The following is a 26,805-nucleotide window of genomic DNA, read 5'->3' as shown; positions in this document are numbered from 1 at the left end:
TGCCGCCGCCCGCGCGGCACTGATCCGTCCTAAGGCCACCGCCGCCTGCAACACAGGCTCCACCTGCGCCTTGTCATAACCCAAGGTCACCTGCCAACGCACTGGCTTGTGCGCCAATTCCGCCTGTTCGCATTCGCGTACATAAGCCGCCTTAAACGCCCGCCCGGCGTTATAACGGTCACCCAACTCCAACAACGGCGCACACACCGCAAACGCCACCGCCATCTCCTCCGTCCAACACACCGTCTCTTCCTCACTGCGCGGCATCAATGCCCACGCCTCATCCGCCGACACACGCGGATTAGTACGCGCCAACACCGCCACCACATCATGCACCGTCGGGGCAAACCGCGACACCCGCGCATGGTGGCGTAACGCCGCCTCCACCGCCGCCAACGGATAGCCCGCCAAATCATCAAACACCGCCATCACCACCGCATCCGCCGGCACCTGATTACTGCTGCTCTTGGCATGAGCCAACAGCCACAGCTCATGAAATGCGCCAAACTCCTGCGGACTCATACCAACCTCGTCGCCGTCGACTCAATCACCAGGCCTGCCGTCCGGCGTTGCTCCTTAGGCACATACATCGGTGCCGTGCGGACAGACCCCGGCACTACCGCCTTACTGCCCGCCACCCACTCCGCCTTAAAGCCCTGCCAATTGCGTTCGATACATAACTGCACCGCCTGCGCCACCGTCAGCTGAGCGGCCGCCGCTTCCCTAACCAGCCCCGCCAACATGGTTTTGGTGATCGGCGACTTCTTCGCCAGACGGTGGGCGATAAAATCCCGCGCCAACTCCGCACCCACGCCATACTCCGCCAACAACAGTTCCGCCGCATTGCCTTTACGCCCCGCCGCCAAACGCGGCGATGCCTTATCTTGTTCTTGTTTCTGCTCTTGCTCCTGTTCCTGTTCTTGTTCTTGTTCTTGCTCCTGTTCTTGGCTAGCAAGGGGCTGTAAAGGGGCCTGCTCCGCATCCACAATCCCCGGATGGGCCGGCAAATGGAAATGCGCCCGATACAAGGCATAAAACCCGCGCAAATGCTCACAAACCGGCAACTCCAAAAAGGCCTTTTCCACCGCCTTCACCCGGTTATCCTTAAGTTGCAACGCCCCGCCGATCTGATACAAGGCCATCTTGCGCACCCATACCAGTTCCAAAGCCCGGTCATACGCGCAAAACCCCGCCTTGATACAGCCGTCCAGGCCCTTACAAGCCCCTGCCAACGGCAAACCCGTATCGTGGGCGATATACACCGTCGGCAAATAATAGACCCCCAACATATCGGCATGGGGTGAGGTCATCAGATACATCGCCACCAACACCGCCTCCATCCCTTCCGCCTTAATGGCCTTACCCGTCCGCCCCGTCCAAAACTTCGGCGACACTTTACCGTAATCCCGCATACCATCCCTCCTACACTGTTTTGCCCACCGCCCAAACAAATTTGCTTTTTACCCGCGCACTGATATGTTGTTGCCTATAAGCAACCGGTCACCTTAACCCTAACAAGCCGCTTGCCAAGCCACCTTAAAAAACCATTACCCTAATCAAATATGAATATTTCTCATTCGCTTTACCATTAACCCTTTAAATTAGTACAATAACGCCCGCTTAGTGTTAGGCCCTAAATCGGGCGCAACGGCGTTTGCGGTCATTCTCCACCGCCTCGCTATCACTAACCCTCTCAGCCACCCGAAACCAACGGAACGCGTTGGTTTGCGGCGGTGGCGGGCGCAACAATAACGCCCTAGCCCGCCTATCATTTTTCGTCACCCCACCCCCTTGCTTAACACAGATGTACTCGAAACCCCAATTAAAACGGATTAGTTATCATACTTGAACTACTTTTATGAACTCTATTCCTGAACGATGGTCAATTACTTGAGCAAGCGAAACCGCCACGCCGAAAGCACCAAACCCTTGTCGCCTAAGAATAAATGCTACCTTGACTACGGTATGGACATCACCGTCAGACAGTGCTAATCTATTAGGATTGACAAGGATTATCGGCATTATGCCGGCAATCTGCACGACGTTGAGGAATGCTTCTCAATGGTTATTACCCTAGAGAATAAAGGCCCGTCTATTTCAAGCAATCGCCTTACTAGCCCTTGCCCGCCATGTATAGATACTTATAGCCAAAAAACTTGGCTGGACTATCCATTATTGGCATTATTCGCCGCTTTTATTTTTCGCATGGGTAATAAAATATTACAATAGTAGTTCGTTGTCAATAACTAAGGCCTTTTCTAGCGGAAATCACCCTAGTAATGCGATACTGCCCTAACCACATCACTTACAGACCTATGAAAACATTAGCAGATAGAATCAACCAAAAAATGGCCGAACAAGGCTTCACCCAGCAATCTTTGGCAGAAAGGGCAGGCCTGTCCCAAGCCGCTATCTACAAACTCACCTCCGGCAAGACCAAAGAAACCAAAAAACTCATCCAGTTGGCTTCTGCCCTGAATGTGGACATGCAATGGCTGGCCACCGGCACCATGCGCTCCAACCCCTCCACCGCCGCTAACGCCGAACTGATCGGCGGTTTCGACGAATGGGACAGCAACACGCCGCTGCTGGACGACGAAGTCGAACTGCCTTTCTACCGTGAAGTCGAACTTTCCGCCGGCACCGGCAAATTCCACGTCGCGGAAAACCCCGGCGCGAAACTGCGCTTCGCCAAAGCTACCCTCAAGCGCGTCGGCGTTTCCGCCGAACACGCCGCCTGCGTCAAAGTCTCCGGCGACAGCATGGAGCCAGTCCTGCCTGACGGCTGCACCGCTGGCATCGACACCAGCAGCACCCGCATTAAAGACGGCGACATCTACGCCGTCGACTATGAAGGACAATTGCTGGTCAAACGCTTATACCGTATCCTCGGCGGCGCAGGCGGTATCCGCATCCGCAGCTACAACGAACACGAATATCAAGATGTCGATTGCATCGGCACAGATGCCGAAAAACTCATCATCTTAGGCCGCGTGTTCTGGTGGTCAGTGTTACGCTAGACCTCTTCGCCTAGCGGCAATGGGCGGCGCGGCGCCAGCACACGGCCCGCCCGCCTAAGCCACCCAACTGGCGTACCCCCCAATAGTGTTTGGCTTAAGCCAGCCGCCCCGGTCTTCCTCCCCCGACCGGTCGGCATCGGCTTAAGCCAACTCATCCGCCCCGGCTTTCCGCCTCCCCCTTGAGAAACCCAACATTTACGCCACAGGCCAAACTCCGTGTTTCCCTAAAGCGAAAATCCATCCGAAATGACCAGACCGGACAGCCTATTTTCTTTATCGTTAAAAAAACAATAGGTTATAGCGTCTTTAAAGGCTTTTTCGCCAACGCGTTTACCCCCCCGGCCTCAGCGGCCTCCTCTGCCCTAGCGATAACCCTTATCCTCACCAACAAAAAACTACAGGCTTCACCGCAATCATTATTTAGAATTTATTAATATCTTAATAAGAAGCCTAAATCCCGTATCCGCACCGACTGCCGCCGCCTGAGCAGCAACTAAAGCCCCGTTAACCCCCCATAAGGCCAAATATTCCGGCTTATCCCGCAATTCCTAGCCCTGACATGAAAAAAACCTCTCAATAATTTCAATAAACTCATCGACAAAAAATAAATTATGTGAAAAATTCACGTTTTTTCTGGCACTAATTAATAGCAATAGTTTTGAAAAATCGCTATGGTACTAATCCGCATCTTGTTGCCTAAAAAACGCCATTATTACTTTATATGCGCATGCCCCCACACTTTTTTACTGTGCTAAGTAAATCCTATTACCCCTAACAGAGCAAAACGGCCCACCCCTAAAATGCCCTGCGGCCTCTAGGCCGACAAGAAAAGCCCGCCTTCAGCCAACATTACAAAGCCGCCCCAGGCAAACACCTACAGCTTAGCAAAAGCCCCATCGGGATAAGGCAACCAGAAATTTGGGCAAACACCAGCCATTCCAAACAAGGTAAAACCGCCTGGGAATATCAGCAAAAAGGAAGGGACAAAGGAGGGGGGCGAAGGAACGAAACTATCCGGCGGCACTTTATCGGCATAACAGGCTCATGCCAAAGCTAAGGCCTTTTTTTCATCGCGTATACGATGAGGAGACATGCCGTTTATACAGCCCACACAAAGCCGCCGCAGCGCGGCAACACGCCAGCCCAAAATTTAACGGCAAAACAACGCCGCTAAGCAGGCAGAGCCGCTCAATACTTACTACTGGGTTAGGTTAGGTTAGGTTGGCTTTATTAAGGGCTTTACCGTAACGGCTTGGCCTATACGCTGGCGCCGAGTCAGGCAGCTAAGGAATGGGTAAGGGAACTGCATGAAATAAATCTGTTATCTGGATGAAAACACGGCAACCCCTTCCCAACCTCCCCTTTGCCAGGGGAGGCGCTTTTTCACCTGAGCTTCGCCCGTACGACGGGGAAGCGGCCCGTTCGCTCCCCTGCGAAGGAAAGGGCTGGGAGAGGGGCTTAATGGTTGCGGAACACATCATCCAAGGTGGTGGCATCCAAGGTGTTGTCCAACCATTGTTCCAATTGTTCCGGTTGGGCGGCTTCGATACGGGCCAACACATCGGCGGGGAGGGCTTGGAAACGACGGGTCAACAGGCGTATAAGGGCGCGGTATTCACCTTGTTGGATACCTTGCTGCATCCCTTGGCTAAAGCCGCGTTGCAGCCCTTCTTGGATACCTTCTTCTTTCCAGCTAGTCGTCAGTTCCATCGCTTGCTCCTGTTCGGTGGGTAAAAATTCAGTATGGATTAAGTGGTCAAAAATCTGTAGCTCTTCGCGCTGCAAACGCAAATAAGTGTCGATAAAGCCCGATATAAAACGGCTGCGGGCGGGGTCGAGCTTGAGCGTCACCAACAGCCGCAAACATTCGGCCTTCACCCGTGGCCTATCTTTCGGCTCTATCGCCATTTTCGCCATCAAGGCACTGGCGACCGGGTTATGGCTGCCCAGATAATCGCGCCAGTTCAGGCGGTTCAGTTGCACAGTACGGAAGCGGAACGCCAGCACCTCCCCGTCGGGGAAGGCCACGCTATAGCGGTCGGGTTTCGGGGTGCTGGGCGTGTCGTAAGACAAGACGGCGATAGGGTAGACAGGCAAGCCGTGCTTTTCGTGCAAACGGGCGAAGTATTTGAACATGCGCCGCGCAAAATCGGGCTGGCGTTTCGCCTGGGTCTCGATATGCACCAAAAAACACGCAGGCTCACCTTTACAGCGCACGGTCGCCACCAAATCCGCCTCATGGCGGTCACCATCGAGGATGTCGGTAAAAATTTCCTTATCCAAAAACGCCACGCTATCGGGCTCCAGCCAACCGTGCAGTTCTGGCCTGAACAGGGCGATAAAATCTGTGAAGAATATCGTCAGCAGCTCTTTAAACAGACGGTCATGGTCTATGGGCATGGCACGGCTCAATGGTTTCGGAACACGTCTTCTAAGGTGGCGGCATCCAAGGTGTTGTCCAGCCATTGCTCCAACTGTTCCTGTGGGGCGGCTTCGATGCGGGCCAGCACATCGTCGGGCAAGGTTTGGAAACGGCGGGTCAACAGGCGTTTGAGCGCGTGGTATTCGCCCTGGTGGAAACCTTGTTTGAGGCCTTGTTGGATACCAATTTGAATACCTTCTTCTTTCCAGCTGGTCGTCAGTTCCATCGCTTGCTCCTGTTCGGTGGGTAAAAATTCAGTATGGATTAAGTGGTCAAAAATGGGTAGCTCTTCGCGTTGCAAACGCAAATAAGTGTCGATAAAGCCCGATATAAAACGGCTGCGGGCGGGGTCGAGCTTGAGCGTCACCAACAGCCGCAAACATTCAGCCTTCACCCGTGGTCGGTCTTTCGGCTCTATCGCCATTTTCGCCATCAAGGCGCTGGCGACCGGATTGTGGCTGCCCAGATAATCGCGCCAGTTCAGGCGGTTCAGCTGCACGGTGCGGAAGCGGAACGCCAGAACCTCCCAATCGGGGAAAGCCACGCTATAGCTGTCCGGTTCCGGCGTACGCGGGCTATCGTAAGACAGCACGGCGATGGGGTAAATGGGTACGCGGTGCTTTTCGTGCAAACGGACGAAGTATTTGAACATGCGCGGGGCAAAATCAGGCTGGCGCTTGGCTTGAGTCTCGATATGGATTAAAAAACACGCCGATCCCCCTTTGCAGCGGACGTTCGCCACCAAATCCGCCTCATGGCGCTCGCCGCCAAAGATGTCGGTAAAAATCTCCTTGTCCAAAAACGTGACGCTGTCCGGCTCGAACCAGCCCAACAGTTCCGGTTGGAACAGGGCGATAAAGTCCGTAAAAAATATCGTCAGCAGCTCTTTAAACAAGCGATCATGGTCTATGGGCATAGGTGTAAGGGTGCGGCCAGAATCATGTGGCTATTATCTTCGCAATAGTAGCCAAAGTAAAATCTTGGCGCGAAGCGCTAGGCACAAGCGTATTCCCAGCCGTTCATGCCGCACTTGACGATGCAAAAACAGCTAAAAACGCCCTAGGCCAACACCTCTGCCATCACGCATTTTTTCCCGCCCGCCCAAAAAATCCTCCGTCAACAACACCAACAAAATCAATAAACTACCAACACAAAAAACCATTGTGTTAAAAACTCACACTTTTTTCGGTATTACCTAATAGAATTTAGCAAAATGTCTTGCTACTGTACGCCGCCGCCGTCAAAAACAGCCTAATAATAACCGACGGATAACGTCGCCGCCCCGGAACCGCCCATGCGGACGGATACGGCACGGCAAGCGCATTCTTAACCGCAGAGGAGCCCCTAATGTCATCGCAACTTACCCCACCGAGCCGCTACCGGCAGGTCATCGCCATTCTGGAAGCCGCCGCCCAGAACAGCAGCGCCGATTACGGCGGCTTAGGCCATTTTTGGCGGCAAGGCCTGCCCGCCCTGCTGGCCGCCCGCATTGGTGATATCCCCTTAATCGCCGCCGCCACACCGACCACCTGTTGCGGCCACCCTATCGACAACCCCAACTATCGGCGCAGCGCCGCGTCCGGCCTGATCTTAGGCCTACAAGGCCAGGCTCCGTTCGACGATAGCCGCTACCCGCGCTGGACCACCACCATCAGCGCCGCCGACATCGGCTTTATCAGCGCCTGGATAGACGACGGTTGCCCCGAAGAAGACCCCGACACCCAACCGCCCCTGCCCGTACAAGGCGAAACCCTAGAATCGCTGACCATTTCGGTACGCGAACGCCACGAATTTAACGTCGCCCCCGACGGAATGCGCCGCGTGCGCCGCCCCGGCGAACCTAAGCAACGCGTCAACATCGACTGCATGGGCACTGCCGAAGCCAACCGCCTGCGTGCCGCCTTCAAAGACATCTACGCTCTGAACAAATGGCCGGAAGACCGCCGCAGCTACAACAACCAAGCCCTGATCCACCAAAACCACTGCCAACACGGCTGGGAACGCTTCCTGCCCTGGCACCGCGCCTACCTGTACGAATTTGAGCAAAACCTGCAAGACTTCGACAGCGACGTGACCCTGCCCTATTGGGATTGGACCATGCCGCAATACCGCCCCGAACAACCGGAGCAAGGCTGGATTACCCCGAAAGTCCACCAAGCCTTCCTGCTGCCCAAAGTCACCGCCAAGCTGCTGGACAGCCTAAACCCGCGCCCCACGCCCGAACAGGCGGCGGCATTTATGCGTTTGGCGGAAGACCACTGCCTGTTCGTCTCGCAAAGCCAGTTTTTCGAGTACGTCTATAACGTCATCGGCTACACCGAACTGACCCCAGACCCGAAAGACAGCAACCGCCAACGCCTGCTCGACGCATTGCTCGCCTCCAACCCGCTGTGGTATCCCCTGCGCTTCCCCGCCGAATACGGCGGCAAAACCATCAACCAAGCCATCCATTACCACTACCCCAGTGCCGACGACATCCGCCAGATCATGAGCCTGAACAACTTCCGCGACTTTGGCGGCGGCAGCATCTACGATGCCGCGTTCGGCTTCTTAGACCAAAACCCCCACAACACCCTGCACATCTGGACAGGCGGCGAAAACCCCTACCAAGACGGCAAAGGCAGCTACGCGGCCACCGCAACCGCCACCGCCCGCACCGCCACACCGCAGCTGGCGGCACGGCGCAACGGCATGGTCAGGGCGGGCGGACGTAGCTTCCACTCGCGTAACGACATGTACAGCCAACCGCAATTCGGCGACATGTTCAGCAACCTCACCGCCTCCTACGACCCGATATTCTGGGGCATCCACGTCAATGTCGACAGGCTGTGGTGGGAATGGCAAGGGCAAAACCCCAACAGCAACCCCGTCGAACTGGACGCTATCCTGTCGCCGTGGAACTACACCCAGCGCGACACCCTCAACATCGCCCGCTTCGGCTACGAATACCTGCGCGGCGGCCACTTCATGCCCGTCGGCCTAGAAGCCCCGGTTGGCCGCTTCCTGTCCGCACCGATTGCCGTCGCGCCAGAAACCCTAGGCTTCCGTAAAGCCGAAATCCGCCTGCACTGGGTACCGCAACTGGAACGCTCCTGCTTCGTGCGCGTGTTCTTAAACCAACCCGGTGCCGATGCCCATACCGACTGGCGCGACAACCCGCATTTTGCCGGTTATCTGGCCATCTTCGGCCACGGCGCCTGCTACGGCGGCCCCGGCCATTGCGCCACCCCGCCGCCGCAACCGCGCGACTTCGACCACCGGACACGCAGCCATAACATGCCGCGCAACCACCGCATCGACGTGACCGACTGCGCCCGGCACCTGCTCGCCAGCGCCCACGAGTTACAGATCACCCTGGTCGTTATCGGTGCCGATTACGAGGAAGAGCTAGACCTGCTCAAACTCGAAGGCGTCTCCCTCAACTTCCTCGATTAACCGCTGACGTTACGCAGTAACGTCACTTTTCTCCCGTTTGCCGCGCCGAGCATCGCAGGGTTTGTCGGGATCAGCCCGAATACCCATAGGGCATAAAGGGGCGAGGCAGGGATGCCGCGCGTCGGCAGGTGCACCCAAAGGGCATAAAGGCAGGAGCCCTCTCTGCCGACCCCCGACAAAACCGAGAAGCGCAGGATCAAGCGGCAATCGGGCCGCCTTCTGACGCGTGCCGTCCTGGCACTCGCACTTCGTGTGCGGTGCATCCAAATCCGCTCCCAGCGGATTTGTCTTTGGATACTTTCTTTTGGCGGAGCAAAAGAAAGTATCTCGCCTTCGGGTGCGAGAACCCGATTAAAAAAGCCGTCGCGATAGCGACTCATTATTTATTTTTTAAATCGCAGAATATGTCTGCGTAACATCAGTTAACCATAGGAATCCTCACCGTGGCTACATACAAAATCCATCCCGGCATCGGCATCGCTCGTCTGGGTAACAGCACCAGCGAATTTTATATCGCCCCCGAAATGCCCGCCAACCTGCCGCAACAATGCGACGCACAAGGCAACCCTTTATTAACCCCCGACTTGACCGGCCCCTTATTGGTCAACACCTTTAAAGATAAGCACGGGCGCATCAAACGCCAAGCCGCCCGCTTCCAAGTCTACGTCTACGATGCCGACAGCCCCGAAGGCCGGCCACTGCAACTCGGCGACCCCGTCGAAGGCGGCGGCAACCACGGGGTACTGACCGACATCCAATGGCGGGTCTACCTCGCCAACAAAAAAGCGTCGTGGTACGACTTCCAACAATTGCGCGGCGAACATGGCTACGACAGCGACCATCCCCGCCGCAACCCCGACATCACCGACCGCGACCGCCTAGTCATTGACCCGGGCCCGCGCAGCGTCAACACCACCACCCAACGCCGCGCCCGTTTCGACCGCACTGGCGACGGCGCTTACGCCACCACCTTCCCGCCGCGCGGCCTGCAACCGCACGACATCGACACCTTGGGCGAAATCCTCACCGACGACGCAGGGCGCTTGCTGGTCTTGGGCGGCCACGGCCATTCCGGCTGCGAAAAAACCGGCCCCGGCGAGCCGCATATCAGCGACTACGCCAACAACGACGGCTGGTACGACGACACCTCAGACGGCCCGGTCATGGCGCGGCTGATCATGTACTCCGAACAAGTCGGCCAGACCCGCTACATTGATGTCGAATACCCCGCCTGGGTGGTGGCCGGTTACCCGCGCTTCGTGCCGCAAATCCTCGACATGATCACCGCCGACGACGTACTCTACGACTTGAGCCTACGCCAATTCGCCGCCGACACCCGCCTGTACGGGCGCATCGACAGCTTTGCCGACCCCGAAACCATCCCGCCCCACAACGCGCAAGCCCTGGCACAATGGCAAGCCAGCCGCCTGACCTGGAACCCCACCTTTAAACCCGGCTTCTACTGCGACATCTGGCCGATCCTGTTCCGCCCCAACGAATTTTTATACCTGAGCGACATCCTCGCCCAATCCAACTTCCCCCACGATCCCGAACAGCGCGGCACTTTCGACCCCCGCCTGCTCAGCCAACCGCCCCGCTACTTCCACGAGCGTGCCGACTACGACGCAGCGGTCGCCGACAGCCTCAGCCGCCACCAAAACCGCAACGCCAGCCAAGGCGAAGCCCAAGCCGAAACCCGCAAGCCCACCCCACGCCTGCAAGACGGCCTCTGGGTATTCGACCCCTACGCACCGATGCGGCAATTCCTGTTCGACCTGCTCCGGCGCGGCGGTGAAGAAAATGACTTCAAAATCAGCAACAAAGTCGGCAGCCGCATCCACAACCTGCCGTTGATGCCGCTATTATGCGGCGACAACCCGCTCAGCAATCTCGTGCCGTCCAAATTTCTGCGCCTGACCGACTACCAACTGTTCGTCCTCAAACAATGGGCGCTGGGCTATTTCAGCAACGAAATCGAACAAGGTTGCCTACCCCCCAACTATCCGGTGTTCCAACCCTACCCCACCACACCCCCCAAAAACGCCCGCGAACTCGACCGTGGCGTATTGAGCAACCTGCTCGGCGGGGCGTTCTGTCCGGGCGGCGAAATCGGCTGGGTGCTGCGCAACCCCTCCATCTACCTGGAACCCTACCGGATCAAAGCCGACCGCAGTTGGTCGGACTTCCTGCAATCTGCCGCCCAAGCCAACGCCAAACACGGCAGCTTGCTCGACGACAACACCTTCGCCATGGACAGCCCGCTTAGCCAAAACAACGACTACAACACCGGCCTGCAACCGGGCGACCTGACCAAATCCATGGCCGTGCCGTGGCAAGCCGACTTTAACGAATGCACCACCAACACCATCGACATAACCTACGCCGAGTGGAACCTCATCAACACCAGCGACGATGCCCGCATGGCGCAACAACAACAAACCTGGGATACCCTCTGGTGGCCCGCACACCGACCCCTGCAATCCAATGAACTGGTCGGCTTCGACGCACAAGGGCAACCGCAGTTGCAATGGACGACCTGGAGCCGGGGCATCCAACAAACCAACGCGGGCGACCTAAAAATGGTCAGCGACTGGTGGCGGCTCGGCTTCATCATCCGCAACCCCCATCTACCGCCCAGCAGCAACGTGATGGCCACCCCATCCACCAGCCTGCCCGACGACCGCTATTACAGCGTCGAACGCTCAGGGCCGGACACCGAAAAAAGCGATTGACCTAACTTGCCGGGAGTACGGGCCACTGACCCGCCCTCCCGGCACAACCTCCCTTAACGCACCACCCAACACTAACCATAACGCCAAGGAGCACACCATGAACAACCCTTTCGTCGGCCAATGGGCTTACCGCAGCCTCTTAAACGACCCTAACTTGAACACCGCCGTCAACGATCTGGAATTCGGCCAAGGTGTCATCGACATCCACGAAGATGCCATGCAAATCCTCAGCGGCACCATCGGCGGCGACGGCTGGTCGCTGAAACTGCAAGGCTCCCGCGAATACGGCAGCCCGATGCGGGTACGCTTCCAAGGGGTCGGCGTGGTCGGCGGCGAACAATGGATCTACGATTACGAAGGCTACCTGGTCGCCCACTGGCCGAACGGCGTACAACAAATCCCCGCCCTGGTAGGCTCCGTCATCCGCACCATCCCCCACGCCAGCAGCAACGGCGGCATCTCCCCCGCCGGTGTCGTCGCCTCATTTTATGCGGTTAAACTGTAACCAGCGCGCGTAGTCGAGTAGGTCGGGCAAGCGGTTCTGCCCGACACCGCCACCGCCAAGCAAAAACCAAGCTGAGGTAAGGAACGTGCATGAAATAAAATCTGTTGAACAGGCGAAAGTACGGCAACCCCACCCCAGCCTCCCCCTTGGCAGGTGAATGGGCTTTTTCCCCTTTATTTTCAACTGTATACCGGAGGAGACATAAGCTCCCTCCCCTGCCAAGGGGAGGGCTGGGGTGGGGTTTAACACGCAGAGATACAATGGAACGCCTACTTAATTTTATGCACGTTCCTAAGCTAGCAGATTACTGGCCGCTAGCTTACCGCCCAATAGCGTAGTTTGTCAGGTAGCCGCCGTCACCTGACAAACCACGCCATTGCCTAAAACAGACCATCACTTACCTCCCCAAACAACGCATGACCCAGCCCACCCTTTTTGATGTCTTCATCGTCGGTGCCGGCCCCGCAGGCTGTGCGGTCGCCCTATCCCTCGCCCAAACCGTGCCCGGCCTGCGCGTCGCCATCGCCGACCCTGGCCGCAGCACCCCCTTCCGCATCGGCGAATCCGTACCGCCGCTCATCAAGCCCTTTCTTGACCAACTCGGTGTCGGCGCGGCCTTCCTACAAGACAACCATTGCCCCTCATTCCGCACCGTCAGCGCCTGGGGCAGCCCCGAACTGGTCAGCAACGAATTCTTTCTCAACGTCCACAACACTGGCTGGCGGCTAGACCGCGCCCGCTTCGACCAAACACTCCTCAACGCCGCCCGCCAACAAGGTGCCCAACGCCTGCCCGCCCAACTCCACACCCTCAGCCACCACGCCCCATACTGGCACATCGGCTGCGGCGACGCAGGCGACTACCGCGCCACCTACCTCATCGATGCCAGTGGCCGCACCGCCCTGCCGTCGCGTCTGGCAGGCCTTAAACCCATCAACCACGACCGCCTCGTCGCCAGTGCGGTCTTTTTCGGCCAGACCGACCCCGACCTGCCCAACGCCGATGCCGTACTGACCGAAGCCTGCCCCGACGGTTGGTGGTACACCGCCGCCCTCCCCGAAGGCCGCCGCGTGGTCGCCCTAATGACCGATGCCGACCTCACCCGCCGCCTCAAAGCCAAACAACTGGCCGCTTGGCAACAGCAACTGGCACAGACCCGCCACGTCCAGCCCCTCATCGGCAACGCCCGCCCGCTAGCCCCACCGCAACTGTGGCCAGCCAACTCCCGCTACCTACACGGCCCCGCCCGCCCCGACCTGCTCGCCGTAGGTGACGCGCTATCCTGCTTCGATCCCCTGTCCTCACAAGGCATCATCAAAGCCCTACGTTCCGGCCTGTTCGCCGCTTACGCACTAACTGACTACATCCGCCGCCAAGACAGTAGCGGCTTCACCCGCTACCAAGCACTGATGCAGCGCGAATTCGCCGCCTACCAAACCACCCTAAGCGACTACCACCGCCAAGAACAACGCTGGCCAGACGCGCCGTTTTGGCAACGGCGGCTGGGTTAAATCCAGGAAAAGCCCCAAAAAAACGTTATTCCTGTCAATAAACCGCATCATGATCGCCCACATTAAGCAGAATAATTTCCGCTGCACTGATTTGCAACTCCAAGGTATGCGGTAAGACAGATTGATGGAAACAGAGTGGCAATGCGCTAACTTGCCTTGCAAGGCATGTAAGCGTAACGAGGGGTGGAACGGGTTCACTTCCAGCAGTTGCAGGGTTTTAAGATACGGTTTTTTTAGCTCAGGATGGCGTTTAATAAAGCGTAAAGCCCGGCGGTTGTATTGCTCAGTAAAAATTAGCGTATAGCTCATCCCATACTTTCCAACCGCGCCAGATGTTGCTCGGCGGATTCTTTAACATAGCGTCCTGCTGCTATATCAGCATGGGATTCAGCCAGCGCAGCGGTCAATTCGCATTCGCGTAAATACTGGTAATGTGCGACATCCATCACCACAAAACGTTCTTTGCCACGCACGGAAATAACCGCTTCATCGTGTTGCTCCAACGCCGTTTGTATCGCCATAACGCCTTTTATTTTCAGTTCGTTTGCACTGATACCCGCCATGCCATGCCTCCATAAGACCTTAATAATACGGTCAATCATACGCTTAACCGTATTCTAAATAAACAGCTAATCTTCATTTGAAAGAAGCTATACGATGCCTGATGACTTACCCATTATCCAAAGGATTCAGCACTGACGGGTTAACAAGCTCAGCTTTAGGATAATTAACACGACTCCCTAAAAACGAAGGGCAAGCCCAAACGCTTGCCCTTACCCACTCCCGCTTAAGCCTAATGGCTATGCGCCGCAGCCCCACTATTGGGATCAACCACCTCCTCCACTTCCATCATACCCAAATCTTCATGGTCGAGGATATGGCAGTGCATGACGAACTTGCCGATATAGTCGGTGTAGTGGGTATAGACATTCGTAGTGGCCGGGCCTTGCACCAGTAACGTGTCTTTCCAAACCCGCTCTAATTGCGTATCGGGGCCTTGGCGCGTCCATTGGAACGGATTGACGTGGATGTGGAACAAATGTGGCACAGGCGGTATGGCGTTATCGGGATTGGCCAATGCCGACGGATCAGGATCGCCCAACGTCGTCAACGCCCACATATCGGTCGCGCCCAAGTTGAGCTTGCGGACATGGGTGGGGCTAAAGGCGCGGGCATTGACTTGGAAATAGTTTTTCTTACCCGGCAAATCTTGGGTCAGATTAAACGTCACTTGTTGCAAACCCACCGCCGTTTTGCTCAAATCGGTATCACCGAACGGCGCTAAAGGCCGCATTTGCGCATCGGTCGGCAAATCCATCTCGTTCACCTCATCAGTGACGCGCAAAATGCCGATCACATGGCTGCCTTCATCGTCGCCGCGTAACGATTGGCTGGCCGGGGTCGCCATATCGCGGATTTCATAATCGCCCGGTTTCATACTGGCCTTCACCAAGACATCGCTGCGGTAGCCCGGCTCCAAATCAATGGCCACCCCCGCCTTCCAAGTGTCGACATGCCCCAAATAATTGCCGTCCAGGGCAATCTCATGCAGGTCATGGTCTTGCACGGCGAAATAAATCGATTCGCGGAACGCGGTGTCAATCAAGCGCCAACGCTGTACCTCGCCGCGCTTCATGGTAATGATGGGGGCGATTTGGCCGTTGATGGTAATCGCCCGGTTAGCGCACGGCCAAGTGCCTTTATTGGCCTTCTTGCAATCTTTGGCGGTGGGGGTGGACGGCCCCGGAAACAGCTTGGTGATATTGTTAAGCTTGCCGTTTTCGTTATAAAGAATAGTCTGCAAGACCAAGGTTTTCTCATTGGCATTGGCCGCCAGCAAGGCTTTTGGCGCGTCGGCATTGTCTTCAATAACAATCGCCCCGGCCATACCGCTGCCGACTTGGATGGAAGTCGAGCCGTGCGCATGGGCATGATACCAATACGAGCCGATGGGGTGGGTGCTGGGCAGTTTGACTTCGTAAGGGAAATGGCTTTGCGGGCTGATCGCCAGCAAAACGTTGTCGCTGTTACCCGTCGGCGAAACATGCAGGCCGTGGTAGTGCATATTGGTGGTGTTAAACGACGCGGGCTTGGTGTCCAGATACGCGCTGTCTTTTTCTTGGTCAAACTGTTGCTGGACTTCGTTCGGCGTTTCTAAAGGCAAATTATTATTCAGCGTCAGATTAATCACATCGCCTTGTTTAACCCGCAAGGTAGGGCCGACCAATTGCCCGTTATAAGTGCGCAACGTCACCGGACACCCGGCGATACTGGTGGTTTTGGGGTCGGTAAATTTCACTTCCAGCGGCGTAGTCAACACACCGTTGCTAGAGCGGATCTCCGGCGGGTTTTGGAACGGCTGATGGCCGTATTTATTGACATCAATCTTATCGTAAGCACACAAAGGGTTAGTGTCGGCCTGAGCCGCCAATGGGGTGGCCAACGCCCAGGCAATCGCCAAAGCCAGTTTTACAGGGGAGTGTTGCATAGTCTACGTCCTTCTCTCGATAGTGGTGGGTAACGCTTTTTTTAGTTTTTTGGGTGGTACAGGTTTAGGCTGTTTGCCTTGGAGCGCGGCCAACTGGGCCGCAAGCCCCTTTTTTACGGTGTTCAACCCCAAGCCAACTCATACTGCTCAGGAAACGGCCCGTCTTTATAATCAATCCGCCCCAAGGCGCGGACATTAGGTTTTAGTAACACTTGCCGGACCATTTCCGGGATCATCACCATACCGACATACTTGCCCAAGCACTCATGGCTACCGAAACCGAAGTGGAAATAATGGTACCAATTGCGTTCGGGGACGAAGTCGTCGGGGTTGGCGAAAATCAGCGGGTCGAACATCGCCGATTGGGTCAGGGTCAGCACATAAGTGCCGGGCAAGATCATCGTCTCGCGCGGCGTGTCTTTGCCGACCGTATAAGGGCCAGCGGTTTTGCGGAACAAATACGGGGCAATCGGCACAAAGCGCAACGCCTCCCAAACAATACTGTCAAATTCTTTATTGTCATCACGGTGCGCGGCGATAACGGCCTTGTCCAGCCAAGCGGGGTTGTCCAGCAAAAATTGCAGAATCTGGGCGACTGCCTGCGAGGTAGTTTCTATCGCCCCGATCAGCAAGCCGCCCGCGTTGATGCCGACCCGCGTCAAGTCAAAATTGACCGCATCGGGAAAATTGGTGCGTAACATCCGCGTCACCATATCATCGGTGAGCGGCTCGCTTTTCTTGCCGGATAACAGCCGGAACAACTTTTTCAGCCCATACCACAGCACCAATAGGCTGCTGGTCGCCTGTTCCGCCTTCACCGCCAACAGCCGCCGCGCCATCAACTCGGCGATATACGCCCCCAGCGGCGGCCCTACGGCATTATGGCGCTCGACGATATACAGGCGCTTCTCTTCCGGCATCAGGTCGAAAGGGTGGTTATGGAAATTATCGTACTGGTTCCAATACGACCATTCGATCAAGTCCTTTTTATCACACCCCGTCAGGCCAAAATAATCCTGCACCAAAGTCGCAGGCACCATGCGGCAATAGTCGTTAACGACTTCAATCCCCGTTCCCGCGCCGTCGAGAATCGCCTTACCGATCCGCGCGACCAACGCCCGCACCTGCGGCAAATCATCACGGTTAAGCAGGCCTTGCATCAGAGACTTTTCGCGGGTGTGCAGGGCATCGTCATCATGCGCCATCAGATAATCGCCCATCTTGGCAATATACAGCTCAACGGTAAACACCTTCGGCATGTTCAGCACTTCGGTGATGTCGTCAAACCGCGCCAGCAAGGTACAGACCGGCGTGACCAGAATAGGCCGCTGCTCACGCAGTTGTTTAAAAAACGGCAGCGGTTCGGTATCCAACCAGTGCCGTACCAGAGGGAATTTGTCAGCTTCGGCGGCGGCATCGTATTGCGCCAGATAATCAGTAGTGGCAGTCACGCTTCATCTCCTTAGTCAGAGTGTCAGGGCGCAAGCCGCCCCAGGCTAATATGTCGGCAGCAGCACCGCCTTGGGGCATAGTTATAACAAGATCGGAAGAGAGGGGAAATTAACTACTACCTAATAAAAAGTCAATGCTTCACATTTGAAGTAGTTCATCGATAATGCTTTGATTTTATTAGGCACTTATTTTTATAGTGACAGGATTTTTTCAGGCTTTAGGGCAGGTTAACCCAAAAAATAGCGGCTTTACGGCAAAACGGCGGCAAAGCCCGACCTAGCGGCAGGCAGAAAATAATCAAACGGACAAAATAAGCGGCACTAACAGCCAGCCCGCCTTTAGCATCAAAACAAGCACCCGCACTACCAGGGCAAACGCCCCCAAGCCTTGGCACAAAAATTAAGGATTTTACCACTGGCCTTAACAGGGCCGAGCCTCCAGCTACCCCGCTAAGTCCAAGCCGCACAGATAAAATCCCCCACTCCTACGGTCACGGTTTACCACCCCGTCCGCATCCTTCAACACACACGGCAAAAACCCTTTCGCCGCCACAGCCAAAGGGCGTTACTATAGGCAATCCGCACCCCCTGCGGACGGCCCCTTGTTCTTAACCCTTGTCCTCAGGAGGACACCTCATGATGTTATTGCCAAAATTATCGGCTTGCGGCTTGGCTGTCGGGCTAGTCTTAGCCGCCCCCGCGTTTGCCCATGATGAAATCCTTATCAAAGCGGTCGTAGAAAACACTGGCGGCGACAACGCCATCGCCATCGGCCACGGCTGCGAAGACACCCACCTGCCGATACGCGCCCAAAGCGTGGTGTTTCCCACCAAAAACCCGGAGCTGATCGCCTCCGATGGCCACACCATCACCGACTTGAGCGAAATCATCGGCCCTAGCGTCTATGCAGGGCAAGTCGACACCATTCAAGACCGTAACATTTTCAATAAACAGCACGAAAAACACGACAAACTCGGCAACGCCATCGGCTTTTACGGCATGGATGGCCGCTTAGGCACCACATTACAAGGCCGCGTCCCGTTCCAATTCACCGCACCGGGCTTTGCCGCCACCAGTTGCGCCACCGCGTTAAAAATTGAAGTGGCCATCGCCGACATCTGCGACTTTACCGCCCCGACCATCCAAGCGGGCAAAGTCAACCTATGGATACCTGACAACGGCTCACAATACGCCAACTTAGGCGGCCCGCAAAACATCGACGGCATCGGCGAACCGCCTATATTCCAAGTCACCCGCAACTTGACCACCAACCCGCTGCCCAACGGCTGCGGCGCCGGCTTCACCGTCACCGTCCGCCCCTCCGCCGCCGATGTCGATGCCCACCTGGGTATCCCTGGCTGGCATTATTAGGCAACGCGGCTAAGTTCAGCCTATCACTTACGGCCTTTCAGGTTTGCCAATGGCCTGAAAGGCTACCCCCCTAAAGCCCAACCGCTTATTTCCACAATTCCCCCCGCCGCCGTTAAGCTGCCATTAAGCCACGTTGCTTTATGCTATCGCCACACTGTCCAATAAGGGCAAAGTACGGCGGCTTTTCCGCCAATCAATTAACAATCCCAATAAAGGAAGGCTGTTATGAACAAATTAATGCTGATGGTTGCCTTAGGCTTGAGTGCTTTAATGGCAGCCCCTGTCCATGCCGATGACGACGACTGGGGTCGCCGGGGCGGTTGGGGTGGCGGCGGCTGGGGCGACGGGCGCGGCGAATGGCACGAACATCACCACCACCACAGACCACGCCCCATCTACCGCGAGGTGATTAACGTCTACCCGCAACCGCGCCCCATCTACCGCGAAGAAATTATCTACGCGCCACCCCCACCGCCGCCCGTGTATTATCAACAACCGCGTCCGCAACGCTACTACCGTAACAATAACGGCTTAATGTCCGGGGTGGCGGGCGGGGTTATCGGCGGCGTGGCGGGCTATGAACTGGGCGGTGGCGACCCCTTAGCGACCGGGGTCGGTGCGGCGGCGGGGGCGATTTTTGGTGAGGAACTGGGACGTTAAGCGTAGCCTTTAACTAAGGGCAGCTTTAGCTCTGGCGCGTACCTTAGCCACCGCAACAAACAGATGCCCAAGCACCTGTTTGCTGACAGCAATAGCTAAATTTTAGGGGAGCGCAGCCTGTATTTGCACAGCGATTGGCGTGGTCGGATAGCCAATCAGTTGGCTCAATTGGTGGCTGTCATCGAACAATCCGCCTTTGGACGCACCAATATCGGATTTCGAAAGCAATGTGGCAATACCTTCCGGCAAACCCGCACCGACCAGTGCAGCTTTGAATTCGGCCTCCGGGAGATTCTGATAACCGACCAAGGTGCCGGACTGCTGAGAAAGCTCTTGCGCAAATTCCGCCAAACTGTAAGACGCATCGCCCGCCAACTCATAAACCCGTCCGGCCTGACCGTCCAGGGTCAGCACTGCTGCCGCAGCCGCCGCATAATCGGCACGCGCCGCCGAAGCAATGCGGCCATCACCCGCACTCCCAAGCAATACCCCATACGTCAAAGCCGCCGGGATACTGGCCAGATAGTTCTCAGAATACCAACCATTGCGTAACACAACAGCAGGAATGCCCGAAGCCTGGATCAAAGCCTCGGTTAACCGGTGTTCCGTCGCCAGCGGTAACGGCGAACTATCGGCATGTAAGATACTGGTATAGGCCAATAGGCTGATGCCCACTTGTTGTGCCGCGTCGATTACCGCCCGATGCTGGGGCAGACGACGGCCAATTTCGGTGGCGGAAATCAACAGCAGCTTATCGGCACCTGCAAATGCCTTCACTAAGGTAGCGGGCTGATCATAGTCGGCTTGCCGGACTTGAATGCCCAAAGCCGCTAAATCCGCCACTTTCTGCGGATCGCGCACCGCAGCGACAATCTGCTGGGCGGGTACAGATTTAAGCAATATGTCAATAACTAAGCGGCCAAGTTGGCCAGAGGCCCCGGTGATAACAATCATGATAAAATATCCTTTGCTTTATTGAGAAAGAGCAAACAGAATACAACATATACTTACCAATAGTAAGTACACACCTAAAGGTAAGTGTAAAATGACAGAAATCCCCAACCCCCCCACCACCCTGGCCGAACGCCTGCAACGCGGCAACCTGTTTGCAGAAAAATGCCCATCCCGCGACATATTGACCCATGTCACCAGCCGTTGGGGAGTTCTGCTGCTCGTGGCGCTGTTAAGCGGCACCCATAGATTCAGCGAGTTAAGGCGAAAGGTGGGCGGCATCAGTGAAAAGATGCTGGCCCAAACCCTACAATGGCTCGAAAGCGACGGCTTTGTCGAGCGCATTGCTTACCCCGTCATCCCGCCCCACGTCGAATATCGGCTCACCCCCTTAGGGCAAGAAATAGCCCAAAAAGTGGAGTCTCTGGCTGATTGGATTGAAGTCAATCTCCCAGACATTCTCGCGGCGAAACGGCAAAAAGCCGAATAACGCCATAGGCGTTTTCTTACAGGGCCGCCCACCCAATTCCGCTTAGGAACGCGCATGAAATAAAATCTGTTGTACAGGCGAAAGTACGGCAACCCCCTCCCAGCCTCCCCCTTGCCAGGGGGAGGGGCTTTTTTCCCCTGATTTTCGCCTGTACGATGGGGAAGGCATAAGCTCCCACCCCTGCCAAGGGGAGGGCTGGGGTGGGGTTTAACACGCTGAGGTGCAATGGAACGCCTACTTAATTTTATGCACGTTCCTTACTTCACCTCAAAAAAACCGCACCTGCGCCGTCAGCAAATCATGGTCGGACATCGGCAGGCCGTTTTGCAAAGGCCGGGTATCCAACAGCCAATTATCCGCCTCAACATGGCACGGCCCACCGACAAAAATATGGTCGATACGCTTATCGGGATGCAGTTGCGGCGGCACGGGCGGGTTATGCGCCAAACTATAAGCATTCGCCAATAACGGCGGCTGCACATTCGCGCCGATAATATGCTGATAACGCGCCTCTTGCGCCGTCGTATTAAAATCGCCCGTCACAATCACCGGCATCTGCTTCGCCAAACCCGCGACCCGCGCACGGAACAGCAACGAACTGGGGTCTTTATTCACCCCCGCATTATCAAAATGGGTGTTGGCATACAAAAAAGTAAAGCCGCTGGCCTTATCGCGCAACAGCACCCAATTGACATAACGGATCATCGACAAACGCCGGAACCCCAAAGACATCGGCAACTCCGGGTCATTGCCCAACCATAACTGCCCGGCATCGAGTTGCTCAAACCGCGCCGTCCGGTATAACAGCGCCGAATCCGCGTATTCGACACTACCCTGACGGTAACTGACCAAACTGTACTGCTCCGGCGGCACAATCATGGCAACATCCGCCGCCGTGCCCATCTCCTGCAAGCCAATCAGATCGGCGTTATATTCGGCGATACGCGCCCGGATTTCCGGCAAGCGCACCGACCACGGCAACTCGCCCTTCCCGGTCTCGCCATGCTTAAACCGCGCCGCCATCGCCTCAATAAACGCCGACCCGTACATCACGTTATAGCTCAACACCTGCATTGGCGCTACGGTGCAGCTTTGCCCAGCCCAGCGGGCGGCATCCGGCAAAGGCCTCGCCAAGCCGCCGCCCGTATAAGCCGCCAACCGCTGCACCCCCTGATAACGCAACACCGCGAACACCGCCACCAGCACCACCACCAAAGACACCGCGATACGTTTTAACCACACCAATGGACAACCCTCAAACAAAAAAGGCTTATAGTGCCTGACTGGCACGGCAAAAGCCATTAAAGTTGCACGGGAAATTAAGCAAACCACCTCCCTGCCCTTAACGCCCTGCTATCTGCTAAGGCATGGGGTTTGGAGCGCGGGCATCTTGCCCGCAAGAGCGGGCAAGATGCCCGCGCTCCAAATTTGCCAAGGCTATCTCATGCAAGTTCCTAGAAAATGGCTACGAAACCGTTTCGGTCATGGCTCGCCAAGCTTTTCAAGTTTTCACCCCCTTAAACTCCAGGCTTATCCCAACCCACACCACTAAAACCATACAGGGCGCGAAGCCTGCCGGGCTGTTGCCCAGTAAACTCCGCGCCCTGCACGAAAAAAATACCTTCAGCAACGCCAGCTCAACTAAGCCTGAGCGGCGGCACCGTTTTATTTAGCCGGATCAGCGTTAAGCAGCAAGATATTGCCGACCGTCACCTCACCCGCCGCACCTTGTTCCGGCGCGGTAGCGGCTTCGCTAGGCACAAACTGCACTTCCAAATCGGCGGCGGAAGTTAACCCCAACGCCTCCAACTCGCTTTGGACATCATATTTCAAGGTGCCGATATTCGCGGCCGCGTCGCCGTGCGGGTGGGCGGAATCAAACAGGCCAAAATAGTTGAAGGTGGCAATATACACCTTGCGGTCAGGAGATTTTTTATTGCTCAGATAAATCTCATAAGTCACGCCGGGCAGGGTTTTGGCATTAACATTCTCAATCACCAACAAGGCATGGCCGGCCTTAACCCCAGCGGTTTTCGCATTGGCGGCCAATAAATTTATATTGCCCAACGCTTTTAGGCCACGTTTGACAACTTTTCCGGTTAACACGGTGGCTTCGGTGCTGGCCAGCGGGGCGGTCAACTTAAAGCTGGCGGCGGATTTGGCGGCGGCGGTCAGCGGTGGGGTGGCTTTCGGCATAGACGTTTGACAATTGTTTTCTTGGCTATAATGGGTATCGATTTTCCCCGGCGTAAAGACATCGGCAATCGTCACCGTGACAGGCTGGCCGTTTTCATCGACAAACTGGTACTTAGTATCATACCAACTGTCAGGCATCCCCAGATTCTTTTTCGCCCACGCCAAATCAATGGTTTGGCCACCCGCTTGACGGTTCAGCCAGCATTGCCAGAAGCGGTCGATATTGGCGTGGTGCATATAAAATACCGGATCTAAGCCCGCCAACGGCACCAAACCCATATCGGGCGCCCTACAGCCAAAGCCCGTGCCGCAGTGCATCGCCCCATGCGGTTGGTTTTGAAGCTGATTAGAAAAAGAGGTAAAGTCGGTAAAATCAAAAGCTTGTTCCGCACTGGCGGTATTGGCGGGAATGGCGGTTTTATAGTCGTTCAGGCCGGGTGTGCGGAACTCGTCATACAGCGGCCCGGTTGACTTGCCACGCACCAACTCAGGTAACGCGACACCGACATCGTGTTCGCCCGTTTCTTGGTAGTAATCCCAATACGGTAGGTTAAAGTCGTCCGTACCGGACTGTTTGCGTAACATCCGCTCATAAAAATGCAGGTAAAGGCGATGCCAAGGCAAAAAGCTCAGGTTACCATGCTGGCAAGTCCCCCAGATAGCATCGGTAAAACCGTCAGCGGGCACAGGGGTATCCGTCAGATGGCTGTAATAGCTGGCGCAGGTTTGGTTGCCGCCGCAACGGTTGGCGATTTGGGTCGGCACATACGTCGCCACAACACCCGACGAATTACTGCCCAGGCCCAGATAGCCGTGGGTGTTCGCCCAGTATTGCCAACTGGCGCGGTAGGCGGTGCTGGTCGGGTCGGCGCTGTTATTGGCTTTCATCGCCGCGACCGCCTTTTGTAAGGCCGCGACTTTGGCGGGATCTTTGACAAACTCGGCGGCGCTGATGCGCACGGAACCGCCATAAGCCAGGGAGCTACAGACCATGGCAACAGCGGCAAACAAACAGGTTAAGGAAGGTTTCATAGGGGCTTCTCTCAGGTTATATCATCTCTCAGACGCACGGCGGGCTATTATTATGATGGGGCCGGTGCGGCGCTCTGCCCTGAACGGCTTCATCAGGGCAGAGCAGTTTAGGTTGCAAAAGACCGCAACCTTGGACAGCATTTAAGCAAAATCAGAGAGCGAATAAAATTAACGATTACCTAAAATAAACATCACTATTCCACACATCGCCATACAGACAACACAAGCCATTGATAAAAAAGACACTTTACCTTAGCCGTCGGAATGCTTTTCCTAGCTTTTTAGTCAGCATTTCCAACCACTAAGGCGATTTTTCACAAATCCGCGTGCTGAGTCGGCAAACAATGCCGACTTAAGCATTTAAACGGAGCCAATGGCTAAAACAGGGCGAAGCACAGAACGCCACAGCCCGGTAACTTCATCGGCAAGCTGCTCTGCCTGGCCTACCCGCTAAATTCAGCCCCTGCTATTAACACCTATACGGCATATTATATTTCAAATAGGGACAGAGATCTGTAAATACATTCAATATCCATTACCTAAAGAAGAAAAAACTTGCCAAATTACTTGGCTAAAGCTATTGTTAAACCGTTCTTAAGTATCCACCTGCCACCCCACACTGTCCATGTGCACTGACCTCAACGCCTTTGAAACACCGCTTCTGCCGCTTTTTGGCCGCTTCTTATGGTTAAGGCTTGCCCTACATAAGCAACCGCTTAACCAAAATATCGCGCCTTCGCCAAGCCCACACCAAACGTGTAGTTTTACCAATCGATGCTTAATTATCAAAGTGCCTTCAAGATAAACAAAAGCTTAGGCAACCAAGAAGGCCAGGCAACAATTTATGGCAATTTGAACAAATCCCTTAAAGAACGTATTACGCCTATTTCTTAGGCAGGACGGCTGCCCTGCCCATCGCAAGCTTAACTGATCTATAGGAAATCCCACTATGAAACTCATTCCGCTATTCTTTATCTTGTTTTTGCCGTTTATGGCGAGTGCGGACACAACGCCGAACCCCGACGATCCCCTTAGCGCCATCAGAGAGTTAGATTGGCATATTGGCCCCCGGACAGAGACTATCGCCGCCAAGGCGACTTTAAAAACGGCACAAGGCTTTGCCTTTCTTGACGAAGCGAACAGTAAGAAGTATTTGGAACTGACGGGCAATATTCCTGAAATGGGCAATTTTATCCTGCTGTCCATTGACCATAATTGGTGGGCTAGCTTTTCGTTTAATCCCCTCGGTTACGTTAAGGATGATGAAGAAATAGACGCGGACGCACTGCTTAAGCAAATAAAAGACAGTGATGAGCCGGCAAACGGGGAACGGACGCGGTTGGGCATAGCGCCTTTGTATACTGAAGGATGGTATGTGTTGCCCCATTATGATAAAGCGACCAAACGCTTGGAATGGGGGCTTAAATTACGCAGCGAAGGGAAAGAAATGCTCAACTATACCATTCGGATATTAGGCAGGACGGGCGTGATAAACGCCACGCTAGTCTCCAGCCCGGAAACGCTGGATACAGACGTACGGACGTTTAAGGAATCCCTTCCTGGTTTTGATTTCAATCCTGGAGAGCGGTATGCAGAATTTAAAGAAGGCGACCGGGTAGCGGAATTGGGCTTGGCGGCGCTGATTGCGGGCGGCGCCGCCGCAGTCGCCACCAAAAAAGGTTTTTTGACGGCAATTCTCGGCTTTTTAGCCGCCACATGGAAATTCGTAGCGGTGGCCGTGGTAGGTTTGTTCTCTTGGTTACGCTCGTTGTTTAAGAAAAAATCGTGACCTTATCATTTGAAGTTTTATTATTTTTAGGGGTGGTCGGGTTCTATTTATCCGACTCCATAATGTTGCTGTATGCGAACGAATGGGTATTTTCACAAACCCATGGGAAGTGGGCGTTTGCCTTGCCGCAAACGAACTGGCAACTGTTAAGGAAACACCTCTATTGGCCAAACCCATTCACGCCTGCCCGGCCATTGTTCCGGGTGTTTTGGTCGGCGGCGGATAGCCGCCCCCATGATCCGGTGGCCTTCCGGCATTTTCTGTCGGCACTTAAGCGTTTACGTTACCCGCTGTATAGCCTGCTGGTGTTGCAGCTAGTCGGGTTGCCCGCCGTGCTGTTCGGTTTGGGGGCGAATTTAGGTTTGTTGATATTGTTTGGGGCGGTTTACCTGAACATAGCAGTCCTGTCAGTACAGGTTTACCGATACAGAGCGGCACTTGGCTTATCAAAGAAGGGGGTTGCAAAATTAGCGTTTGATTCGCTAGCCTGCCCACCGCTCGCGCTAAACTTACTCCGTAAAATCAGTTTGCAATCCTGTTTTATAGGCGATCCGGTAGCTTTTGCCCATCAGTCTTTTGACCCCATAACCTTTGAGCAATTGCGCAAATCCTTATGCCAGCAAGTCGATAAAGCCATGCGGTTTGAGGACGAAGCAAGCCCTAAGTATGCCCAGCTTCAAGCGTATCATAATAGGATTATGGAAATGCGTCCATATAGCCATTAGCAGACGTAAACCCTGCGGGGCTCTGCC

At 55.3% G+C, this 26,805-nt stretch carries 24 protein-coding genes; 11 read left to right on the top strand and 13 right to left on the bottom strand.

The genetic code is table 11. The annotated features are described in order from the left end of the window. The 3 genes from AADEFJLK_RS19340 to AADEFJLK_RS24725 form a co-directional block, all read right to left on the bottom strand. Positions 1–522, bottom strand: a 522-nt coding sequence (locus tag AADEFJLK_RS19340; RefSeq protein WP_103975425.1) for a hypothetical protein, incomplete at its 3' end; no start/stop codon positions are given. Continuing rightward, complete coding sequence (locus tag AADEFJLK_RS19335) at positions 519–1,412, bottom strand: hypothetical protein (protein WP_103975424.1); 894 nt, start codon at positions 1,410–1,412, stop codon at positions 519–521. The genes AADEFJLK_RS19335 and AADEFJLK_RS19340, both read right to left, overlap by 4 nt. A 214-nt stretch (positions 1,413–1,626) precedes the next feature. Further along, positions 1,627–1,782, bottom strand: a complete 156-nt coding sequence (locus AADEFJLK_RS24725) for a hypothetical protein (protein ID WP_157679452.1) — start codon at positions 1,780–1,782, stop codon at positions 1,627–1,629. A 533-nt stretch (positions 1,783–2,315) separates the two neighbouring features. Between AADEFJLK_RS24725 and AADEFJLK_RS19330 the strand changes: the two genes are divergently transcribed. Further along, positions 2,316–3,020 (top strand): XRE family transcriptional regulator, encoded by a 705-nt coding sequence (locus tag AADEFJLK_RS19330; protein ID WP_088620965.1) that lies wholly within the window; start codon positions 2,316–2,318, stop codon positions 3,018–3,020. A 1,458-nt stretch (positions 3,021–4,478) separates the two neighbouring features. Here the strand turns inward: AADEFJLK_RS19330 and AADEFJLK_RS19325 are convergent. Beyond that, entirely contained in the window at positions 4,479–5,420 is a 942-nt protein-coding gene (locus tag AADEFJLK_RS19325; RefSeq protein ID WP_103975423.1) for a DUF4351 domain-containing protein, read from the bottom strand. 8 nt (positions 5,421–5,428) lie between these two features. After that, positions 5,429–6,358, bottom strand: coding sequence for a DUF4351 domain-containing protein (locus AADEFJLK_RS19320; RefSeq protein WP_103975422.1), 930 nt, complete (start codon positions 6,356–6,358; stop codon positions 5,429–5,431). A gap of 431 nt (positions 6,359–6,789) precedes the next feature. On the opposite strand from AADEFJLK_RS19320, the gene AADEFJLK_RS19315 reads away from it, so the two are divergent. Further along, on the top strand, positions 6,790–8,877 hold the full coding sequence (locus tag AADEFJLK_RS19315; RefSeq protein WP_103975421.1) for a tyrosinase family protein: 2,088 nt from the start codon (positions 6,790–6,792) through the stop codon (positions 8,875–8,877). On the opposite strand, the gene AADEFJLK_RS19310 is transcribed toward AADEFJLK_RS19315, so the two are convergent. Then, on the bottom strand, positions 8,874–9,257 hold the full coding sequence (locus AADEFJLK_RS19310) for a hypothetical protein (RefSeq protein ID WP_103975420.1): 384 nt from the start codon (positions 9,255–9,257) through the stop codon (positions 8,874–8,876). The two genes, AADEFJLK_RS19315 and AADEFJLK_RS19310, sit on opposite strands and share 4 nt — an antisense overlap. A 63-nt stretch (positions 9,258–9,320) precedes the next feature. Here AADEFJLK_RS19310 and AADEFJLK_RS19305 point away from each other — a divergent pair, with 63 nt between their 5' ends. The 3 genes from AADEFJLK_RS19305 (at position 9,321) to AADEFJLK_RS19295 (ending at position 13,625) form a co-directional block, all read left to right on the top strand. Then, positions 9,321–11,609 carry a LodA/GoxA family CTQ-dependent oxidase gene (locus AADEFJLK_RS19305; protein ID WP_103975419.1) on the top strand — a complete coding sequence of 763 codons (2,289 nt, stop codon included), beginning with the start codon at positions 9,321–9,323 and terminating at the stop codon, positions 11,607–11,609. Between the two features lie 97 nt (positions 11,610–11,706). After that, entirely contained in the window at positions 11,707–12,114 is a 408-nt protein-coding gene (locus AADEFJLK_RS19300) for a hypothetical protein (RefSeq protein ID WP_103975418.1), read from the top strand. A gap of 416 nt (positions 12,115–12,530) precedes the next feature. Beyond that, entirely contained in the window at positions 12,531–13,625 is a 1,095-nt protein-coding gene (locus AADEFJLK_RS19295; RefSeq protein WP_103975417.1) for a tryptophan 7-halogenase, read from the top strand. Here the strand turns inward: AADEFJLK_RS19295 and AADEFJLK_RS19290 are convergent. From AADEFJLK_RS19290 to AADEFJLK_RS19275, 4 genes are all read right to left on the bottom strand, one after another. After that, entirely contained in the window at positions 13,557–13,934 is a 378-nt protein-coding gene (locus AADEFJLK_RS19290; RefSeq protein WP_249028086.1) for a type II toxin-antitoxin system RelE/ParE family toxin, read from the bottom strand. The genes AADEFJLK_RS19295 and AADEFJLK_RS19290 overlap by 69 nt on opposite strands. Further along, positions 13,931–14,227 carry a type II toxin-antitoxin system Phd/YefM family antitoxin gene (locus AADEFJLK_RS19285; RefSeq protein WP_249028085.1) on the bottom strand — a complete coding sequence of 99 codons (297 nt, stop codon included), beginning with the start codon at positions 14,225–14,227 and terminating at the stop codon, positions 13,931–13,933. The genes AADEFJLK_RS19290 and AADEFJLK_RS19285 overlap by 4 nt, the downstream gene beginning before the upstream one ends. A gap of 191 nt (positions 14,228–14,418) precedes the next feature. Further along, on the bottom strand, positions 14,419–16,113 hold the full coding sequence (locus AADEFJLK_RS19280) for a multicopper oxidase family protein (protein WP_103975416.1): 1,695 nt from the start codon (positions 16,111–16,113) through the stop codon (positions 14,419–14,421). Positions 16,114–16,235: 122 nt separating this feature from the next. After that, positions 16,236–17,564 carry a cytochrome P450 gene (locus AADEFJLK_RS19275; protein WP_103975415.1) on the bottom strand — a complete coding sequence of 443 codons (1,329 nt, stop codon included), beginning with the start codon at positions 17,562–17,564 and terminating at the stop codon, positions 16,236–16,238. 636 nt (positions 17,565–18,200) lie between these two features. Between AADEFJLK_RS19275 and AADEFJLK_RS19265 the strand changes: the two genes are divergently transcribed. Next, positions 18,201–18,935, top strand: a complete 735-nt coding sequence (locus AADEFJLK_RS19265; protein WP_103975414.1) for a hypothetical protein — start codon at positions 18,201–18,203, stop codon at positions 18,933–18,935. A 225-nt stretch (positions 18,936–19,160) separates the two neighbouring features. Next, positions 19,161–19,595, top strand: coding sequence for a hypothetical protein (locus tag AADEFJLK_RS19260; RefSeq protein WP_088621139.1), 435 nt, complete (start codon positions 19,161–19,163; stop codon positions 19,593–19,595). 102 nt (positions 19,596–19,697) lie between these two features. On the opposite strand, the gene AADEFJLK_RS19255 is transcribed toward AADEFJLK_RS19260, so the two are convergent. Next, complete coding sequence (locus AADEFJLK_RS19255) at positions 19,698–20,549, bottom strand: SDR family oxidoreductase (protein WP_103975413.1); 852 nt, start codon at positions 20,547–20,549, stop codon at positions 19,698–19,700. A gap of 91 nt (positions 20,550–20,640) precedes the next feature. Between AADEFJLK_RS19255 and AADEFJLK_RS19250 the strand changes: the two genes are divergently transcribed. Further along, a complete protein-coding gene (locus AADEFJLK_RS19250) occupies positions 20,641–21,036 on the top strand; it encodes a winged helix-turn-helix transcriptional regulator (protein WP_103975412.1) in 396 nt (131 codons plus the stop codon). A gap of 267 nt (positions 21,037–21,303) precedes the next feature. On the opposite strand, the gene AADEFJLK_RS19245 is transcribed toward AADEFJLK_RS19250, so the two are convergent. Then, positions 21,304–22,278: an endonuclease/exonuclease/phosphatase family protein gene (locus AADEFJLK_RS19245; RefSeq protein ID WP_249028087.1), complete on the bottom strand. Its 975-nt coding sequence runs from the start codon at positions 22,276–22,278 to the stop codon at positions 21,304–21,306. Positions 22,279–22,520: 242 nt separating this feature from the next. Here AADEFJLK_RS19245 and AADEFJLK_RS25260 point away from each other — a divergent pair, with 242 nt between their 5' ends. Further along, positions 22,521–22,709 (top strand): hypothetical protein, encoded by a 189-nt coding sequence (locus AADEFJLK_RS25260; protein WP_146054669.1) that lies wholly within the window; start codon positions 22,521–22,523, stop codon positions 22,707–22,709. On the opposite strand, the gene AADEFJLK_RS19235 is transcribed toward AADEFJLK_RS25260, so the two are convergent. Continuing rightward, positions 22,702–24,264: a tyrosinase family protein gene (locus tag AADEFJLK_RS19235; protein ID WP_103975409.1), complete on the bottom strand. Its 1,563-nt coding sequence runs from the start codon at positions 24,262–24,264 to the stop codon at positions 22,702–22,704. The genes AADEFJLK_RS25260 and AADEFJLK_RS19235 overlap by 8 nt on opposite strands. Before the next feature lie 949 nt (positions 24,265–25,213). On the opposite strand from AADEFJLK_RS19235, the gene AADEFJLK_RS19230 reads away from it, so the two are divergent. Next, positions 25,214–26,053, top strand: a complete 840-nt coding sequence (locus AADEFJLK_RS19230; RefSeq protein ID WP_103975408.1) for a DUF2167 domain-containing protein — start codon at positions 25,214–25,216, stop codon at positions 26,051–26,053. Then, a complete protein-coding gene (locus AADEFJLK_RS19225) occupies positions 26,050–26,778 on the top strand; it encodes a hypothetical protein (protein WP_103975407.1) in 729 nt (242 codons plus the stop codon). The genes AADEFJLK_RS19230 and AADEFJLK_RS19225 overlap by 4 nt, the downstream gene beginning before the upstream one ends. Positions 26,779–26,805: the final 27 nt, after the last annotated feature.

Origin of the sequence: Methylovulum psychrotolerans, from assembly GCF_002923755.1 — a bacterium.
Taxonomy (GTDB): domain Bacteria; phylum Pseudomonadota; class Gammaproteobacteria; order Methylococcales; family Methylomonadaceae; genus Methylovulum; species Methylovulum psychrotolerans.
Note: the sequence above shows the minus strand (reverse complement) of the source record. Positions and strands in the feature narration are given on the sequence as shown.